Origin of the sequence: Thermocoleostomius sinensis A174 (assembly GCF_026802175.1) — a bacterium.
Classification (GTDB): Bacteria; Cyanobacteriota; Cyanobacteriia; order Elainellales; family Elainellaceae; genus Thermocoleostomius; species Thermocoleostomius sinensis.
In genome coordinates this window covers 5,631,230-5,647,531 of record NZ_CP113797.1, presented here as the reverse complement: position 1 = coordinate 5,647,531, position 16,302 = coordinate 5,631,230, and the positions used below count along the sequence as shown (strand labels likewise).

Here is a 16,302-nt window from a genome sequence, read left to right as displayed (position 1 = left end):
GAAACTAAACGACAAATAAGAGAGTGGATCAATCAAGAGCCACTCTCTTATCGATAGGGCTGACGCAAAGATACTCAATGGGGTAGTCAGCCCCATTCAACTTCATTGCAAGAGTGGGTGTCTTGAGTTGTTCAACCAAAGTTCGGGTATTTTTCTCCTTAATATCCTTTATTCTTCTTATTCTTCCTCTAGCCACTCTGCGCCATTGCGTTTGGTGTGAATGCTTTTAATGTGTTTTTTCACAGTATCATCGGCGATATGCAATTCCAAGGCAATTGCTTTGTAGCTGTATCCAGACTGCCGTAATAGCCACACCTGGGTTTCGCGCTCGGTTAAGCCATATTTCTGGGCTTCGGCGATCGCTTTATGTTGGGCTGACTGTTGCCGATCTTCTAAGGTCACTAGTAAACAGGGACACTCAACGGTGTTTAGGTTCAACCACTGGGCCCGAATCCGAATCGTGCCTGTTTCTTCGGTTCTAATTTCGTCTTCGATAATGACAGACCGTTGAGACAATTCTTGCCGACCTTTGACAAGTGCTTGGCAACTGCGCAAAATCTGGCGAGGAACCGAATTATGGCGGGTAAGACTCTGCGAAATGTTTTGTGAAATATTTTGGGTTAGTTGGTGACAAATGCGTTTGGCACAAGCATTTGCAAACAGCAATTCACCCTGTTCGTTCAACAACATAATGCCGTCAATTAAGCTTTCCATAACACTCTGAAGCAGAACTGGAAGTTCTCCGGTATATCGGTGTTTGGAATCAGCATCTTGAGTGGAGGATTTCAGTGAACGTGACGATGAAATAGAATGCGCAAATTGACCGTGAGGATATACAACAGTGTTCAACATGGGGGGCTTAGAGTAATTCAACAGGACTTTTTATGGAACCCCAAAATGGGAAGGGTTGCTTAACCTAACCTGTGCAGTCAGTGCATTGTAGAGAGGTTAATAATTTACAAACTCAACTGAAATCGCGATTTTATGCCTCTGTATGCCACTACAACAATAAAAATGATGATTTCGGTAACACGATTGGCATCAAGTGGCATAGACAGATGTTGTCCGGAAGTTCTCCGGTATAGTCGTGTGAAATTGATTTCTGTTTCTCAGTAAATCTGTTGAAGATGAGGTCTCGATCAAAAGGAAATCGGGCAGAAATATTCAGTGTCCCGATCGCATGGATCTTATTGCACTGTTTGGCGGCTCTGTTTGGCTGTTTGTAATGGATGAGTGAGTCAGGCTCAGACGGAGTCATAACCGATCTATCACGGGGTGATGGTTAAAGAACTAGTGATTTATCACCTGGGTCAGATGGTTTTACGCAATGCATACGAACCCAATCGATCACGACAGATAACTTTACAAGGCGATCGGCTGAGGTAGTGATTCGATTGGCAGCAGACATTCTGGATTGAAGCCCCCTTCAGAATGTCAGGTTTTGTCGTGCCAAACTTAGTCGCTTCAGGTGTCAGCCACCTGAGATGACCCTAACCTCTTCTGCCGTTGCTATATCTTCACTTTTCCTTTCAAAGGTCAAGGCAACCAATCAGGAAAACACAACGAAAAAGCCCCTGCCAGTGGCAGGGGCTACATTCAAGCGATACTTAGCAATATTCGCGTCTCAAGCTTACAGTGCATTACCGCGAGGCAGAACTTCCTCAGGGAATACAAAGTTTTCGTGGGGTTGGTCTTGAGGAGCCATCCAAGCACGGATGCCCTCGTTCAACAAGATGTTCTTGGTGTAGAACGTCTCAAACTCCGGGTCTTCTGCCGCTCGAATCTCCTGCGACACAAAGTCATACGCCCGCAGGTTCAACCCAAGTCCGACCACACCGACCGCACTCATCCACAAGCCCGTTACCGGCACGAACAACATGAAAAAGTGCAACCACCGCTTGTTCGAGAAGGCAATCCCGAATATCTGTGACCAGAAGCGGTTCGCTGTCACCATCGAGTAGGTCTCTTCCGCTTGGGTCGGCTCGAAGGCGCGGAAGGTGTTGGCACCCTCGCCGTCCTCAAACAGCGTGTTCTCCACGGTCGCACCATGAATCGCACACAACAGCGCACCGCCCAACACTCCGGCAACTCCCATCATGTGGAACGGATTCAGCGTCCAGTTGTGGAACCCTTGGAAAAACAGCAGAAACCGGAATATCGCCGCTACCCCAAAGCTGGGGGCAAAAAACCAACTCGACTGTCCCAGCGGGTACATCAGAAACACACTGACAAACACCGCAATCGGCGCCGAAAAGGCGATGGCGTTGTACGGGCGGATGCCCACCAAGCGAGCGATCTCAAACTGCCGCAGCATGAAGCCAATCAGTCCGAACGCACCGTGCAGGGCGACAAACGTCCACAACCCGCCCAGTTGGCACCAGCGGGTGAAGTCCCACTGGGCTTCAGGTCCCCACAGAAACAGCAGGGAGTGTCCGAGTGCGTTGGGGGGCGTTGACACTGCCACGGTCAGAAAGTTGCAGCCCTCCAGGTAGCTCGAGGCGATGCCGTGGGTGTACCAGGAGGTGACGAAGGTGGTGCCAGTCAGCCAGCCGCCCAGAGCCAGGTAGGCGCACGGGAACAGCAAAAGTCCCGACCAGCCGACAAAGACGAATCGGTCGCGCTTGAGCCAGTCGTCGAGGACGTCGAACCATCCTCGCTCTGCTTGCGCTCGTCCCATTGCTATGGTCATAGCGTAAATCTCCGAAAACAGATATATACAATGAGTTCTTCTATTCCCACCATAACGATCTGCCACGAATTGGCAAGAAACGCAATGGAAAGTGAACAGAGTTTACTTTTCTTTACCGTGCATTCATTATACAGACACTCTCCCGAATTTTTCATCCCCTCCTGCTGAAATTGCAGGGTTGAGCAAACTCGAAAGGTCTGACTTTATGGGCGATCGATCGTAATTCTATGTTTTTCATTAAGAATTGGCTGAGTTTACAGCGGAAACTTTGCCAAGTTTTATTAATTTTTGCAAGACAAATGTTACATAAAGCCAGTCCATGCCATCACCTGTGAGGATCTCCGAACCTTGCTACCAGGAGTTTCGAGCTACATTAGAAGGTAACCCAGCCCGCTTGAACTGGTGCTAATTGAACACTAATTGAACAATAGTTGCCATGCTGGCGCTGTGGTTTGCTGAATGTCGTGTTCGCTTAAACCTGCCCCTCAAGAGTGCGTATTCTATGAATCGTTCGTGGATTCGATCGCTGAAGTCTGCCTATCGCAAAGAACCGCTTTCCAGCTTTTTACTGACAGCTGGAGCAGTGAATGCAGTCATTGGTGGAGTAGATAGCCATTGGGCACTGGCAATCCTAGGACTGACAGCCGCGACTGTAGGGATTGTGTTGCGTTGGTGGGTCAGTCAGCAGAAACAAGCTCAACCCATACCAGGATCAGTCATTCGCTACTTGCCGTCTCAATCTTCTCGTCCTTCGCTACCAACCTTGACTCCATCCAAGAAGCGAGACTAGCCGTTCATTAGAGACTTGAGAAAGATGAATAAAACAGCCAGTATAGCAACTGCTCTTGAACAGCGATTGAAGATTGGTGAAGTTGCAGCTATGAGTGGGTTGCCTGTGAAGACCGTTCGCTACTACGAGGAAATTGGGCTACTTGCCCCAACGGTGGAGCGATCGCAGGCAGGTTATCGCTTGTTTCGATCGCAAGTCTTAAACCGACTAGCATTTATCAAGCGAGCGCAAGCACTGGGGCTGAGCCTGAATGAGGTACAAGAAATTTTGGTAGTGCATGATAATGGTCAATTGCCCTGCGGCGAAGTGAAGCAACATTTAGAAGCCAAAGTATCCGAAATTAATCAGCAGATTGAAGCCCTGCAAACCTTAAAAGCCGAACTGCAAGGCATTTTGTCGGGCTGGCAAGATCAGCCACCCAGCGATCGCATTGCTCAAACTATCTGCCCCAATATTCAGTCTGCTTAATTTGGATGCGTTGCGCATGGGCAAGGCACAGGTGGGTAAGCTAACTCTGCACTGTAGACGCTAAGGTCTGCGGTGATCAGTCTGGTTTGTGTCGTTTCTCCCCTTGTGCCTGGACTCAGGGCTTCAGTCATGGCTGCACTGATTGTGGTTCTCGTCATTTTTGCGTTAGGAGCGTCTGTTGGGAGCTTTCTCAATGTGGTGATTTATCGGCTTCCAATTGAATTATCGTTGCTACATCCGCCATCGCACTGTCCTCACTGTGGCAAATGCTTGAAAATTTATGACAATGTACCTGTTTGGGGCTGGTTGAAGCTGAAGGGACGCTGTCGATATTGCCAACATCCGATCGCCTGCCGATACGTGTTCGTGGAAGTTGCCACGGGTGCTTTATTTGTCTTCACTTTCTGGGCATTTTCCCCATCAATGCCGCTGTTGGGCTACTGGGTCTTCTTCAGTTGGTTAATAGCATTAGCGCTGATTGATCTAGACACAATGACATTGCCCAACGCATTGACCCAATCTGGGCTGGTGGCAGGCTTGGTATTTCAAGCAATGTTGGGCTGGACTGATAGTGGCACGATCGCCGGAACGACGGAACAGCTTTGGCGTGGGCTGATAGGAGCCGTGGTCGGCATCTGGCTTTTTGATCTCATCACGCTAGTGGGATCGATCGTCCTTGGGCAAACCGCGATGGGCGGGGGCGATGCTAAGTTAGCGGCGATGATGGGGGCCTGGTTGGGGTGGCAACAGCTACTTCTGGCTGGCTTTTTGGCTTGTGTATTGGGAACAATCATTGGGAGTGGTGCATTGGCGTTGCAATTAATTAATCGTCGTCAACCCATGCCCTTTGGCCCATTTTTAGCACTTGGTGCGGTTCTAACTGTCTTTTGGGGACCTACGATCGTCTCCGCCTATCAGCAGCTATGGCTGACTCCCTAACATTGACTTTCTACGCCATTGTTAGGGAGCAAGGATTGGCTAGCCAAATCTCCGTTAACCCACCAGTAGTGCCACTGGAAAGTGTGAGAGAGCCTGTCCAACGACCAAGCGATCAGAGGTATTCAAGGAATGTCCAGTGATTGCATCCTGCCAAGTGGTGGCCATGCCAGTGGGTAACTGAATGGTGGTATCTTGCCAAACGTCTTGTCCCAACGGCATTTCGCCAGGCTGAATCAAGCGAGTAAAAAAGCGAGGAGCGATCGTGATCAGGGTTGTTGAGTTGTGTTGTCGTGCGAACGCCACCACATGATGACTGAGCGCCCCCGACACCTCCAACGGAATATAACTTCCTTGAAACACCGTTTTATATTGCTGCCGAGCGTGCAGAGTTTGCAGAATTAGAAACAGCTTGATGCGACCATCGGCTGGCTGATGCAGCAATTCCTGAATTAGGTCTAGGACGTTGCTGCTTAGCTGCGATCGAATGTCTTGCAAGTAGGTCTTTCGTTGGTCAAAGTCTACAGGGCGGCGGTTGTCAGGATCGACCAAGCTGAGATCCCACAATTCTGTACCTTGATAGAAATCAGGCACACCCGGTGATGTTAGCTTCAGCAGCGTTTGAGACAGCGAATTGAAAACACCATAGAAAGCAATACGCTGTTGAAATGGCAGAAATGCTTTGAGGAATTCATTGGTGTCCGATCGCTCCAGAATTGACTTAACAAAGTTGGTACAGGCATCTTCATAAGCGGCATTTGGCTGTAGCCACGTTGTATGCACTTTTGCTTCTCGAATCGCTTTCAGCAGATAATCTTTGACGCGATCGACGAAGGTATCCAATTCAGTTTCGGCAAAGGGATATGCTCCTATTAAGGTTTGGTATAGCGCATATTCATCGTTGCGATCGGGACAAGTTTGTTGTTTGTGTGTGGTCTTGTATTGTTGATTCAGTTGCTGCCACGTTTGCACCTGCTGTTGCCATTCATCGGGGATTTCCGACAGTACATTCAGCCGTGCTCGCACATCCTCTCCTCGCTTGGTATCGTGGGTGGAGGTAGCGCTCATGGCATGAGTCCACTTTGCCTGGCGATTTTGGTTAAAGGCATGAAACTCTGGCAGGGAAATGCCAAAATGACTTGGATCACCTCCAACTTCATTTAGCGACAGCAATCGATTGTAAACATAGAGGGCCGTATCCTCCACCCCCTTGGCCATGAGTGGACCAGTGTACTGCTGCACCCGCATCACCAAATAAAGCCATTGATCTTTCTCAGCTTGAGTCAGCGTGCTGTCATAATCCAATAACAACAGTTTCTCGATAAAGTTCAACTCATTGTGCAACCGGGGGCGATGATCTTTTGAAATTTGAATAGCCTGCTGAATGTACTCTCGATCGCCCTCCACTAATCCATCTTGGTTTGCATAGGTGCGATAGATGGGAAACTGAGTTAGAACCGCAGCAAGTGCGCCCTTCAGACCGTTGATCGTAAAGTCATTACCGTAGCGATATTTGCTAGATAGTTTCTTGAGGAAATGGGCCAAATTATCCAGATCGCCAGCCAGATCGTTGTCCAGAATTAGTTGTTTCTTCTGAACAGCCATTTCTTCAAAGGGTGTCGTTAGTCCAGTTAAGCTTTGATAAATCTCTTCAAATTTCTCTTCGTGATCGGTTCTACAAAACAGTCCATTCACGTAGTTCAGGTAATCATATCCAGAGGTTCCTTGCACTGACCAAACGGGAGGCAAATCTTCTCCGGGCTGAAGGATTTTCTCAACCGTGATATAGGTGTCCCCGGTTTTCTCACGGAGGCGATCGAGATATTCCGTTGGATTGTATAAGCCATCAATGTGATCGATGCGCAACCCTGTAAACTTGCCCTCTTCCACAAGCTTAAAGATAAGGGAATGTGTATTGTGAAACACGCGCAGTTCTTCTACTTTCACCGATATTAATTCATTGACGGTGAAGAATCGGCGATAGTTAATTTCCTCGGCTCCCACCTTCCAATAAGACAAGCGAAAAAATTGCTCGCCCAATAGCTTATCGAGTAGGTTAAAACTTTCTGGATCATCCGTTGTGCCATTAAACGCTTGAATGTTGTCATCAATAAAACGTTTAACGTCTGGATCAGCATACAGTTCCCATAGTAACCCTTTGACAAAATCGATTTGATCTTGCCGTTGTTTACTGGCAAGCTCTGGCGGCACATTTTTCAGCATGTAGAGAATGCCGAGTAACCGAATCACGGTTGGATGCTTGCGTCCTAAGGTTCTGGCTAGTTGGCCCAGGTTATAGGTGAGAAAGGTACCATAAGACTCTAACTTCAAGGGCACACGGAGGCTGTAGTAGTTAACACTCAATCCGCTCTCGTCATACTTGAGTTGAAGATCGCCATTCTCTAAACATTCGCCGTAAAAATTGCCCAACATAGGCGTCAGAATCGGCTCTTGTGTGCTGTCAAACGGCGAATTCCAAGCAATGTCAAAGTGATCCACATAGTTAGAACTAGGGCCATTTTCTAGAACATCCATCAACCAGCGATTGGCACTGTCATAAGCCATGTGGTTGGGCACAATATCTTGAAGCCAGCCCATTTGCTGCTGCTGTAGTGCTTGTACCAGCATTTCAAAAGCCTCTGGCGTACCCAATTCAGGGTTTAGCTGAGTTGGATCAACCACATCGTATCCGTGCGTACTGCCCGATCGCGCTTTGAAAATTGGTGAAGCATAGAGGTCAGAAATACCCAAGTCAGACAAATAGTTGGTGATGGCGCAAGCAGCATCAAAGCCAAATTCAGAGGTGAACTGAATTCGGTAGGTGGCAGTAGGAATTCGCATAGAGTTGATAGAAGAGGGAATTAGAGGTTAAAAGAAACAGCGGAAGGAAAACGAACATCCGCCAGCATGACTGGAGGGAAGAAACCTTACTCCAATCGTCGCAATACTACGATCGATCGTCCGATCACAGGAACCGCTTGAGTCCCTGTAAACAGCCGTTGATCCGTCACAAACCGAGGTTCCTTCGTGTCAATTTCCAGACTCCAAGCATAGGACTGAAACTCAACTGGGAGGGTAAATTCGATCGTCTCGTAATGGGCATTAAAAAACATCAGAAAGCTATCATCGCTGATGCGCTGTCCTTGGGGTCCGGGACTGGGGATGCGATTGCCATTGAGAAAAACGGCGATTGACTTGGCATAGCCAATTTCCCACTGTTCATCCGTCATTTCGCCGCCATCCGGATTGTACCAGCCAATGTCTGTGACACCAGTGCCACGAATGGCTTGTCCTTGAAACCATTTGCGTCGTCGAAACACAGGATGCTGTCGTCGAAAATAAATCAATTCACGGGTGAAGTTGAGCAAATCTCGATTCGCATCCTTTAGATCCCAATCCAGCCACGAGAGTTCATTATCCTGGCAGTAGGGGTTATTATTGCCTTTCTGAGTGCGTCCCAGTTCATCTCCACTGACGATCATGGGAATTCCCTGTGACAACATCAAGGTGGTTAAAAAATTGCGTCGTTGCCGTTCGCGCAACGCTAATACATCTAGCTCATCTGTCTCTCCTTCAACTCCACAGTTCCACGATCGGTTATGGCTTTCTCCATCACGATTATCTTCGCCATTCGCCTCATTATGCTTTTCGTTATAGCTAACCAAATCATTGAGAGTGAAGCCATCATGTGCGGTAATAAAATTGATACTGGCATTGGGTCTGCGCCCATTCGTTTGGTAATACACGTCAGGGCTACCCGTTAACCGATATGCAAACTCGCCCAAGGTCTGTTCTTCACCGCGCCAAAAATCTCGGACGGTATCGCGGTAGCGCCCATTCCACTCAGACCACAGCACCGGAAAATTGCCCACTTGATAGCCGCCTTCACCCACATCCCACGGTTCGGCAATCAGCTTCACATCGGCAATGACAGGATCTTGGTGAATGATGTTGAAAAACGCACCCAAACAATTGACTTCATACAACTCCCGCGCCAGAGCCGAAGCCAGATCGAAGCGAAAGCCATCGACATGCATATCCAGCACCCAGTAGCGCAAGCTATCCATAATCAGCTTCAGAACTTGCGGTTGCCGCACGCCTAACGAATTGCCGCAACCTGTGAAGTCCATATAGTAGCGGGGCATCTCATCAACTAGGCGATAGTAGGTGGCGTTATCAATGCCCTTCATCGACAAGGTTGGCCCCAGATGATTACCTTCTCCCGTATGGTTGTAAACAACGTCTAGGATGACCTCAATACCTGCCCGATGCAAGGCTTTGACCATTTCCTTGAACTCGTTGACCTGTTGTCCCAACGAACCACTTGAGCTATAGCCAGAGTAAGGAGCAAAATAATTCAGCGAATCGTAGCCCCAATAATTGCTTAATCCCTTTTCTGCTAGGTAGCCAGGACGCGCCAAGAAATGATGGACGGGCATCAGTTCAACTGCTGTGATTCCTAGCCGCTGTAGATGTTCGATCGCCGCTGGATGTGCCAATCCGGCATAAGTGCCGCGTAATTCTTTCGGAATATTGGGATTCAGTTTCGTAAATCCCTTGACATGTAGCTCATAAATGATAGTTTCGTGCCACGGTGTGCGCAAGAGTTCATCGGTTTCCCAATCGAATGACTCGTCCACAACCACGGACTTTGGCACAAACTGAGCGCTATCCAACTCGGAAAATGTTAAATCAGGATCTTTTTCCACCCAAGCATAGCCAAAGATAGCTGGATCACTTACCACATCGCCATCGATCGCCTTGGCATAGGGATCAATTAACAGCTTATTGGGGTTGAACCGATGTCCTTGCTCGGGTTCGTAAGGTCCATGAACTCGAAACCCGTAGCGTTGTCCTGGGCCAATTCCCGGCAGATAACCATGCCAGACAAAGTTACTGACTTCTGTCAGGGGAATGCGAGTTTCTTCATCATCTTCTTCAAATAAACACAATTCAACCCCTGTCGCATTTTCCGAGAACAAGGCAAAGTTAGTTCCCTTACCGTCCCAGTAGGCACCCAGAGGATAAACATCACCGGGCCAGAGGGCGACATGCATAGTGTTCGTTCCTATCGCAATTTAATAGTGAGCAGATAAAAATTAGACAAAGCGTCGTACATCTAGGGGCTATCTTAGCAAGATGATAGAGATCCCTGTAGGGGTTGACTATCTATCGAAAGGTAGAGTCAGCAAATCGTCAGTACATGTTAAGTCCAAACCTAAAAATTGCTGATGTCCATTCTCTATCCGGTTACACAGGATGCCAACCCCTCCCAACCTTCCCTTGGCAATGGGAGGAGCCATCGGCAGTGGGATGAATACGATGCCGCATGACAAAGCATGGGGATGAGAAGTTCGCAAATCGATGGGGGATTGCAATCGTTCTATCGGTTTAGCGATCGCCCCCTACTCCCAGAGTTTGAGCAATCAATAGTAATCATTCAATAGTAGCCATCGGTTATTACCTACTTTGATACCACTCAACTGTCAATTTGGCTCAAGTGACTCCCGTCAAGCAGGTCTTAATTTTAATCAGCACATAACTGGACTTTAAACTGCCACTTAATAAACTGCCATTCAATTAAATCCTATGCAATCTCAATCGAACAAATGCTATCAATTTGAGTCTCTTATTTGGCACACACTCTTAGCAGCAAATGCTAGGATACAAGAGTCCTGAGATCAGTGCCAGAAAAGGATTTCTATGCTTCAGCCTAGTGATAAATCATTGAGTCGTTAATAGCTTTTTAGTTATATAGAATTTTGCTTGCGTGTGATGGTTTGAATTGAATTCAAGCTTCTCTATTTAGGATTCTGCTGTTTACTTCTTGACACAACTAATACGACTAAATTCCACCCAACAATTTCGTTTTATTCCTGGAAGCTGACAACAGTAAGGTTACTCTTGAAGCATTCAGTTGTGTTGATTGGCTGGTGATTGCTCAACTTTTTAAAGTCTGACTGATTAAAGTCTGACTGATTTGAGTCCAGGTTGAGTTTAGGTTCACTACTGGTTGCTAGACAACCTCACGTTAATCTTTGGTCAAAGTACTGAATTAGATCAAGGTCGAAGATCAAGGTTGCTCTCGAACCACTCTCCGTGCATCGGCGGATTGATTGTCCGTTGGCTGATGCTGTGAACACAGCGTTTGTCGCCATGGCTAAGGTTCCGTACCAGTCCAGCCTCGACATGCCGACGATTGCGCAACCTATCCTCTCAGGCAGTCCATCAAGCGCTTTGCTCTGTAAATGAATTGAACAATGAAACGCCGTTGAAAACCTTGCAGCTTCAAGAGAAGAACCGACTATGTCCATGGACGATTTTCCAGATCTGGAGGGATTACAAGTCCTTGTCGTTGACGATAATGAAGACTCGTTGGAATTGATGACGTTCATCCTAGAACAATGTCAAGCTGAAGTCATTCAGGCACGATCGGCGTCTGAGGCATTTCAGCAACTTTCCCAGATCCGTCCGGCACTGCTAATTAGTGATGTCAATATGCCTGGAGAAGATGGTTACTCTCTGATTCGTCGAGTAAAGCAACTGACCGCAACAGAAGGTTGGCAACTTCCCAGCATTGCATTGACTGCGTTTACTGGTGAAGAAGAAAGATCGCAAATCCTGGCAGCGGGGTTTGAAACTTATTTGTCAAAACCGCTGGATATTCAAGAATTAATGGTTGCGATTCGGGCATTGCTTGATCATTCGCAGCAACCTGAACCCGGTAGATAACGTTCTTCCATCAGCGCTTAACTGCACCCTAGTAACTAGGCGCTTAAAAACTGAACGATCGCAGAAATAGTTGGGTGATGTAATAGTCACTGCCATGACGCCAAACACCAATCCCAGTTTCGCGATATTCTGCTCGTAGAATGTTCTCTCGATGTCCGGGGCTTTCCATCCAGCCTTCCACAGCAGCATCAACGGGTCGAGGAATATTGCTGCTTCTAAACAGATTTTCGCCCACCATCCAGTAGCGAATTCCAGCCGATTGCACTCGTTGGGCTGGGGTGTCACCATCGGGGCTAGTGTGGCTAAAAAACGCTTGTTCAGCCATGCGTTGGCTATAGCGGCGGGCAACCTCGGCTAAGCGATCGTTTTGCTGCAAATCTGTTAGCCCTTGCTCTAGCCGAATCTCATTAATGCGTTGCCGAATTTGGGCTTCAATTTCGGCTGTTTCTGGCGATTGAACAGGAGCAGGAACTTGGGGCGATTCAGCCGTTGGTAAATCAGGCAAATCGGGAAGCTGTTCTACCCACTGGGACAACGGTTCGCAACCGGTAATGCCTAAGGCCAGTACCGGCCAAAGCCAACGTATTAGCCAGACCCGTCTGGACTTGTTTGAAGTAGCCCGTTGACGGGTTTGAGTTGGCATAGAAGTGAACAAAGAAGGAGGTGCTAGAACAGTTCGGGATGTTTGATGATGTTGCCGCAAGAGAGTTGCTTCGCCTTTATATCCATCTACTTCTCAGGTATAGCAATTTTTAGGCTGTTTCATGCCTTTCCTGAGCCATTACATCTAGCGACGATTGAGTGCAACCCTGTTTTCAGTCCCAATATTTCAATCTTGAGTCAGATTATTTTCTTAGCAGTTCTTATTAAATTAGTTAACAGAATTTAATCATATATCAACCTTGGCGCAAACCGATTACAGCGATAGGACATGTTTTATGGCAAAGCAATTCAAAAAGGGAGATCATGTGGAGTGGAAAACATCACACGGCAAAACGGAAGGAACCGTTGAAAAGAAATTGACCGAACCAATAGACATCAAAGGACATCATGTAGCGGCATCCAAAGATAATCCAGAATATCTAGTCAAAAGCGATAAAAGCGGCAAGCAGGCTGCTCATAAGCCAGAATCTTTAGACAAGGTAGATTGATTTAGGAGCCTGTATGGCAAAGACAGAAAGCATCACCGAGAGCGATCGCGCCACCATCAAAGAATTCAAAGATGTGGTGAATATGACGCCTAAAGAATTGGAGTCATGGCTAAAGACCGAAGAATCACAGCAAGTAGGACAAAAAGACGGTGACAGTGAATCGATAGGGCATCAGTCTGGTCGTCGCATTGTCGAGCTATTGCACACAAAGCAGGCTGATTACAGCGAAGATGATATATCGCACATGAAAAAAGTAATTGCCTACATTCATCGTCATTCAGCCCAGCGTCCGGCTGGCGACATTCAAGCCACGCGCTGGCGCTACTCACTGATGAATTGGGGACATGATCCGCTCAAATCCTAACTTGTTTCAATGCAACTAGTCAGCAGCACTACCCGCTGTTGACTTTTTAGCATTGAAATAGGGTAATTGGTTTATGACGTATCAGTATGAAACTAGCGAATCAGCTTGCTGAACAGACTAATTGCTGCATGTCTCAGCTTAACGATTGTTTAAATTCGCTTATGTGTTTGTTAAGGTAATCTTATATACTAAAGAATATTCTTTCGCTCTTTTAGGAGATGTGTCCTATGAAGAAGTGGACCTCCTGTCAGTATGACGACTCTATGCATCTAGTGGGTATAAACAGCGTTGAAGGAGGATGGAACCCAAGGCAGCAAGCAATCCGGCGATCGCAAGACTATGAGTTTGAGCACAAAGGTTGTGTTGCCTTAGAAGTAGAAGGCGGGTTTGAGAACTGCCCAATCGATTTGATGCCTCAGGCTACGATAGAAAATCATTTCATTAGAGGAAAGTAAAGCTACGGGTTGCTTTCCTTTTTTGTTGGGTTTGAAAGAGGGATCATGGTTCATGCCTTGGACAATTCCCTCTTTTTTACTGCGAGAGCTTACGGCTAGCCTGAAGATGTAAGTTTGAGTGATGTGGTTTTGAGGGTTGCCGCGTGGCTTCCATTACACCCGACTTCCTGTTGTTTGTACAGCACGGCTGGGCTGATGACAATCGCGCCATGATTGCCTTAGCGCATCAGTTGGTGGACGCTTCGACTCGGATTATTGCTCCAAATCTGGGCTACATCCAAACCTGGATTCGAATCGCGCCCTTTATTCAAACAGTTGAAACGATCGCTCAAGACAATCTAGCGCAATATCCAGAGGTCCCCTTCAAAATCATTGGTCACTCGATGGGAGGGCTAATTTGGTTGGAGGTGTTGCATCGACATCCCGAATGGTGGCCCAAGGTACATTCGCTGGTACTAATCGCTTCACCTGTTGGTGGAGCCGATTTGGGACGGATGATTGATCCATTTAACTTAGGGATTGGTATTGCCAGAGATCTGGGGAAAGATCGCAAATCTATCGCTGAAGTAATCGCGGCTGCCATCCCAACCCTAGTAATTGCCGGTGACTATGATCAAGGTAGTGATGGCACAGTTCCGATCGCCTGTACCCAATTTTCCCACGCCCGATTTATCTGCCTCACTGATTTGTCGCACCCAGCATTACGCAATCATCCACTAGTGGTTTCCACCATTCGCGATTTTTGGGAAGATTTTAACATCTGTACTTCTCTACGTTTACACGATATCATTCAACGCATTCGAGCAATTCCAGGTATCACCGATGGTCATTGGCGCGGTTTTCAGCAAGCAAAACCAATGATTACCTTACCTGACGGCAGTACGATTCGCGTTTGGAAAAACTGGGCAGGTATCGATCATATTTTTGTAGCAGCGGCTGACGAACAGTGCCTTTATGCAGGATTTGTAGGCTGGTTGCACAGTCCCGATCTTCAGCAAGCTTTACGTGACATTCAGAAGGAGTATGCTGAATAACCTATTCAACTGTGTGTTATGGGTCAGAAATCGGCATATCCCTAAGATTTGATGGGGGCATACTGTGCTTTTACAGTCAATGGGATCGATAAAAGATTGCAAGTTCGATTAATGCAATGAGACAACTAAATTGAATCGCTAGGCTAGCTATTCGCAACCTTGGATCGGCACCTATAATATGAACAATCGAGTGTAATAGCCGGAAGATAATATAGACGCTGATTAACCCATCAACTATCACCCCAGTTACTCCTCGAAGTATTAGAAGAAGAACAACACCTAGATATAATGGTAAATTTTCGATCAAGTTTGACTGAACACGAAATAACCGCCACATTAAATTGTCATTATCCATGACTCCGAAGTCTTTGGGGCTACCTCCTGCCGCTAAATGCCGAATTCTTACTATTAGTAAGAGAACTACAACAGCGATCGTCCAGAGCATAAAAATGACCAGTCCCCACAGCGGAGCCGTCATGGGTAGGATGGATACGCTGTGGCCAATTGCCAAATTTGTACTGTGCTCAAGTTGCATTTTCTTTCCTCTGAACTCCACTCCTACTGTAAAAAAGGAGTGCCTTCAGGCTCTAGAAGAAAGTTGCGGAGGTTTGGGATATTCTTGCGATCGCTTACAGCGTAGCGAAGTATCATTCCACCCTGTTGCGAGAACCAGATCGCCATTGCATGAGTTGCTTAGGCGTCATACCCATGATGCGTTTGCACGATCGAGTCAAATGGCTTTGATCACAAAATCCTGTCTGAGCAGCAATTTCGACAATGCTTAACTCACTATGTTGCAGCAGATATTTGGCTCGATTTAGCCGGCATTGCAAAATGTATTGATGCGGCGTGATTCCCATGCGTTGCTTAAACAAGCGTAGAAAGTGATAGGGGCTAAGTTGGGCGATCGCGGCGATCTTACTCAGGTTCAACACCTGATGCAAATGCTCATTGATGTAGTCTTTCACCCGCGTTAACGCGGCTTGAGATAAGCCGTTAGAACTCTGGAAGAGTTTGGGGCGCGTGGCACAATAATGCCGGAGTAGATGAATCGCTAAGGACGTTTTGAGACTGTCAATTAACAAGAAACTGCCCATTCCCCCGATCTCTGCTTCTGCTTTGAGGGTAGCAAAGATACCTTGAATGAACGCATCCGACTCGCTCATAAACTGCGGTCGCAGTTCAATCTGATCAGGGTTCACCCAGTCCTGCCCCATGTGTTGCAGCAGAATTGGCTCAATAGCCAGCACCATAAATTGGGCCGAAACATCCCAGCTACAAGAATGGGAGATTCCTGCTGGAATAATCGCAATATCGTTGGCGTCCCGTCTTTCTCGCGATCGTTTGCCATCGAGCGATCGAGTACCGGGGGCATTTCGGTTAGATGAACCAATCAACCCGCCAGCCAGCACATGCATTGTATGCTGATGAGTATCGGTGGCAAAAGCAGGTTGCTGATGCAGTTCAAAATGCAGTCCAGTCCATCCCGAACTTTGTAGAACAGCAGGTTTGGGAACAATCTGATCCGAAGCATTCTCTTGGCGATAGTCTAAGAGGGTGGCAGACAAGTGTTGCCTAGGTCTAAATCCATCGTCGCTTGCCTCAATGCAACTCATTTTGTGACTCCATCTGTCAAACAGTGAATCAATATTCTCATCAGCACTTCTGCGTCTTCATAGCGCC

The 16,302-nt window shown here is 47.2% G+C and carries 15 protein-coding genes; 8 read left to right on the top strand and 7 right to left on the bottom strand.

Annotated features, from left to right (window positions below; translation table 11 throughout):
* Positions 1-177 precede the first annotated feature (177 nt).
* Positions 178-714, bottom strand: a complete 537-nt coding sequence (locus tag OXH18_RS24460) for a helix-turn-helix transcriptional regulator (RefSeq protein ID WP_268610153.1) — start codon at positions 712-714, stop codon at positions 178-180.
* Between the two features lie 916 nt (positions 715-1,630).
* Positions 1,631-2,689 carry a photosystem II D2 protein (photosystem q(a) protein) gene (gene psbD / locus OXH18_RS24455; RefSeq protein WP_268610064.1) on the bottom strand — a complete coding sequence of 353 codons (1,059 nt, stop codon included), beginning with the start codon at positions 2,687-2,689 and terminating at the stop codon, positions 1,631-1,633.
* 502 nt (positions 2,690-3,191) lie between these two features.
* On the opposite strand from psbD, the gene OXH18_RS24450 reads away from it, so the two are divergent.
* From OXH18_RS24450 to OXH18_RS24440, 3 genes are all read left to right on the top strand, one after another.
* Positions 3,192-3,479, top strand: coding sequence for a hypothetical protein (locus OXH18_RS24450; protein WP_268610152.1), 288 nt, complete (start codon positions 3,192-3,194; stop codon positions 3,477-3,479).
* A 24-nt stretch (positions 3,480-3,503) separates the two neighbouring features.
* Positions 3,504-3,947, top strand: a complete 444-nt coding sequence (locus tag OXH18_RS24445; protein WP_268610150.1) for a heavy metal-responsive transcriptional regulator — start codon at positions 3,504-3,506, stop codon at positions 3,945-3,947.
* Between the two features lie 129 nt (positions 3,948-4,076).
* On the top strand, positions 4,077-4,886 hold the full coding sequence (locus tag OXH18_RS24440; RefSeq protein ID WP_268610149.1) for a prepilin peptidase: 810 nt from the start codon (positions 4,077-4,079) through the stop codon (positions 4,884-4,886).
* 54 nt (positions 4,887-4,940) lie between these two features.
* On the opposite strand, the gene treY is transcribed toward OXH18_RS24440, so the two are convergent.
* Together treY and glgX are read right to left on the bottom strand one after the other, a co-directional pair.
* Positions 4,941-7,724, bottom strand: coding sequence for a malto-oligosyltrehalose synthase (gene treY, locus OXH18_RS24435; protein ID WP_268610148.1), 2,784 nt, complete (start codon positions 7,722-7,724; stop codon positions 4,941-4,943).
* 86 nt (positions 7,725-7,810) lie between these two features.
* On the bottom strand, positions 7,811-9,940 hold the full coding sequence (gene glgX, locus OXH18_RS24430) for a glycogen debranching protein GlgX (RefSeq protein ID WP_268610146.1): 2,130 nt from the start codon (positions 9,938-9,940) through the stop codon (positions 7,811-7,813).
* Positions 9,941-11,189: 1,249 nt separating this feature from the next.
* Between glgX and OXH18_RS24425 the strand changes: the two genes are divergently transcribed.
* The gene (locus OXH18_RS24425) at positions 11,190-11,615 is read left to right on the top strand and encodes a response regulator (RefSeq protein ID WP_268610145.1); all 426 of its coding nucleotides are present in this window, start codon (positions 11,190-11,192) and stop codon (positions 11,613-11,615) included.
* A gap of 43 nt (positions 11,616-11,658) precedes the next feature.
* Here the strand turns inward: OXH18_RS24425 and OXH18_RS24420 are convergent, their stop codons facing one another.
* Entirely contained in the window at positions 11,659-12,258 is a 600-nt protein-coding gene (locus OXH18_RS24420; protein WP_268610144.1) for a CAP domain-containing protein, read from the bottom strand.
* 295 nt (positions 12,259-12,553) lie between these two features.
* Between OXH18_RS24420 and OXH18_RS24415 the strand changes: the two genes are divergently transcribed.
* The 4 genes from OXH18_RS24415 (at position 12,554) to OXH18_RS24400 (ending at position 14,619) form a co-directional block, all read left to right on the top strand.
* The gene (locus tag OXH18_RS24415; RefSeq protein WP_268610143.1) at positions 12,554-12,766 is read left to right on the top strand and encodes a hypervirulence associated TUDOR domain-containing protein; all 213 of its coding nucleotides are present in this window, start codon (positions 12,554-12,556) and stop codon (positions 12,764-12,766) included.
* A 13-nt stretch (positions 12,767-12,779) separates the two neighbouring features.
* The gene (locus OXH18_RS24410) at positions 12,780-13,130 is read left to right on the top strand and encodes a DUF3140 domain-containing protein (RefSeq protein WP_268610141.1); all 351 of its coding nucleotides are present in this window, start codon (positions 12,780-12,782) and stop codon (positions 13,128-13,130) included.
* Between the two features lie 227 nt (positions 13,131-13,357).
* Entirely contained in the window at positions 13,358-13,585 is a 228-nt protein-coding gene (locus tag OXH18_RS24405) for a hypothetical protein (RefSeq protein WP_268610139.1), read from the top strand.
* Between the two features lie 143 nt (positions 13,586-13,728).
* Positions 13,729-14,619, top strand: a complete 891-nt coding sequence (locus OXH18_RS24400) for an alpha/beta fold hydrolase (RefSeq protein WP_268610138.1) — start codon at positions 13,729-13,731, stop codon at positions 14,617-14,619.
* Between the two features lie 76 nt (positions 14,620-14,695).
* On the opposite strand, the gene OXH18_RS24395 is transcribed toward OXH18_RS24400, so the two are convergent.
* Together OXH18_RS24395 and OXH18_RS24390 are read right to left on the bottom strand one after the other, a co-directional pair.
* Positions 14,696-15,064 carry an MAPEG family protein gene (locus tag OXH18_RS24395; RefSeq protein WP_268613250.1) on the bottom strand — a complete coding sequence of 123 codons (369 nt, stop codon included), beginning with the start codon at positions 15,062-15,064 and terminating at the stop codon, positions 14,696-14,698.
* 202 nt (positions 15,065-15,266) lie between these two features.
* On the bottom strand, positions 15,267-16,235 hold the full coding sequence (locus tag OXH18_RS24390; protein ID WP_268610137.1) for a helix-turn-helix transcriptional regulator: 969 nt from the start codon (positions 16,233-16,235) through the stop codon (positions 15,267-15,269).
* Between the last annotated feature and the right edge of the window lie 67 nt (positions 16,236-16,302).

Excerpts from the sequence above, each read along its gene's own strand:
- OXH18_RS24460 (WP_268610153.1), bottom strand. The coding sequence starts at position 714 with ATGGAAAGCTTAATTGACGGCATTATGTTGTTGAACGAACAGGGTGAA.
- OXH18_RS24405 (WP_268610139.1), top strand. The coding sequence starts at position 13,358 with ATGAAGAAGTGGACCTCCTGTCAGTATGACGACTCTATGCATCTAGTG.
- psbD (WP_268610064.1), bottom strand. The coding sequence starts at position 2,689 with ATGACCATAGCAATGGGACGAGCGCAAGCAGAGCGAGGATGGTTCGAC.
- OXH18_RS24450 (WP_268610152.1), top strand. The coding sequence starts at position 3,192 with ATGAATCGTTCGTGGATTCGATCGCTGAAGTCTGCCTATCGCAAAGAA.
- OXH18_RS24420 (WP_268610144.1), bottom strand. The coding sequence starts at position 12,258 with ATGCCAACTCAAACCCGTCAACGGGCTACTTCAAACAAGTCCAGACGG.
- OXH18_RS24415 (WP_268610143.1), top strand. The coding sequence starts at position 12,554 with ATGGCAAAGCAATTCAAAAAGGGAGATCATGTGGAGTGGAAAACATCA.
- glgX (WP_268610146.1), bottom strand. The coding sequence starts at position 9,940 with ATGCATGTCGCCCTCTGGCCCGGTGATGTTTATCCTCTGGGTGCCTAC.
- OXH18_RS24410 (WP_268610141.1), top strand. The coding sequence starts at position 12,780 with ATGGCAAAGACAGAAAGCATCACCGAGAGCGATCGCGCCACCATCAAA.
- OXH18_RS24440 (WP_268610149.1), top strand. The coding sequence starts at position 4,077 with ATGGCTGCACTGATTGTGGTTCTCGTCATTTTTGCGTTAGGAGCGTCT.
- OXH18_RS24395 (WP_268613250.1), bottom strand. The coding sequence starts at position 15,064 with ATGCTCTGGACGATCGCTGTTGTAGTTCTCTTACTAATAGTAAGAATT.
- treY (WP_268610148.1), bottom strand. The coding sequence starts at position 7,724 with ATGCGAATTCCTACTGCCACCTACCGAATTCAGTTCACCTCTGAATTT.
- OXH18_RS24425 (WP_268610145.1), top strand. The coding sequence starts at position 11,190 with ATGTCCATGGACGATTTTCCAGATCTGGAGGGATTACAAGTCCTTGTC.
- OXH18_RS24390 (WP_268610137.1), bottom strand. The coding sequence starts at position 16,235 with ATGAGTTGCATTGAGGCAAGCGACGATGGATTTAGACCTAGGCAACAC.
- OXH18_RS24445 (WP_268610150.1), top strand. The coding sequence starts at position 3,504 with ATGAATAAAACAGCCAGTATAGCAACTGCTCTTGAACAGCGATTGAAG.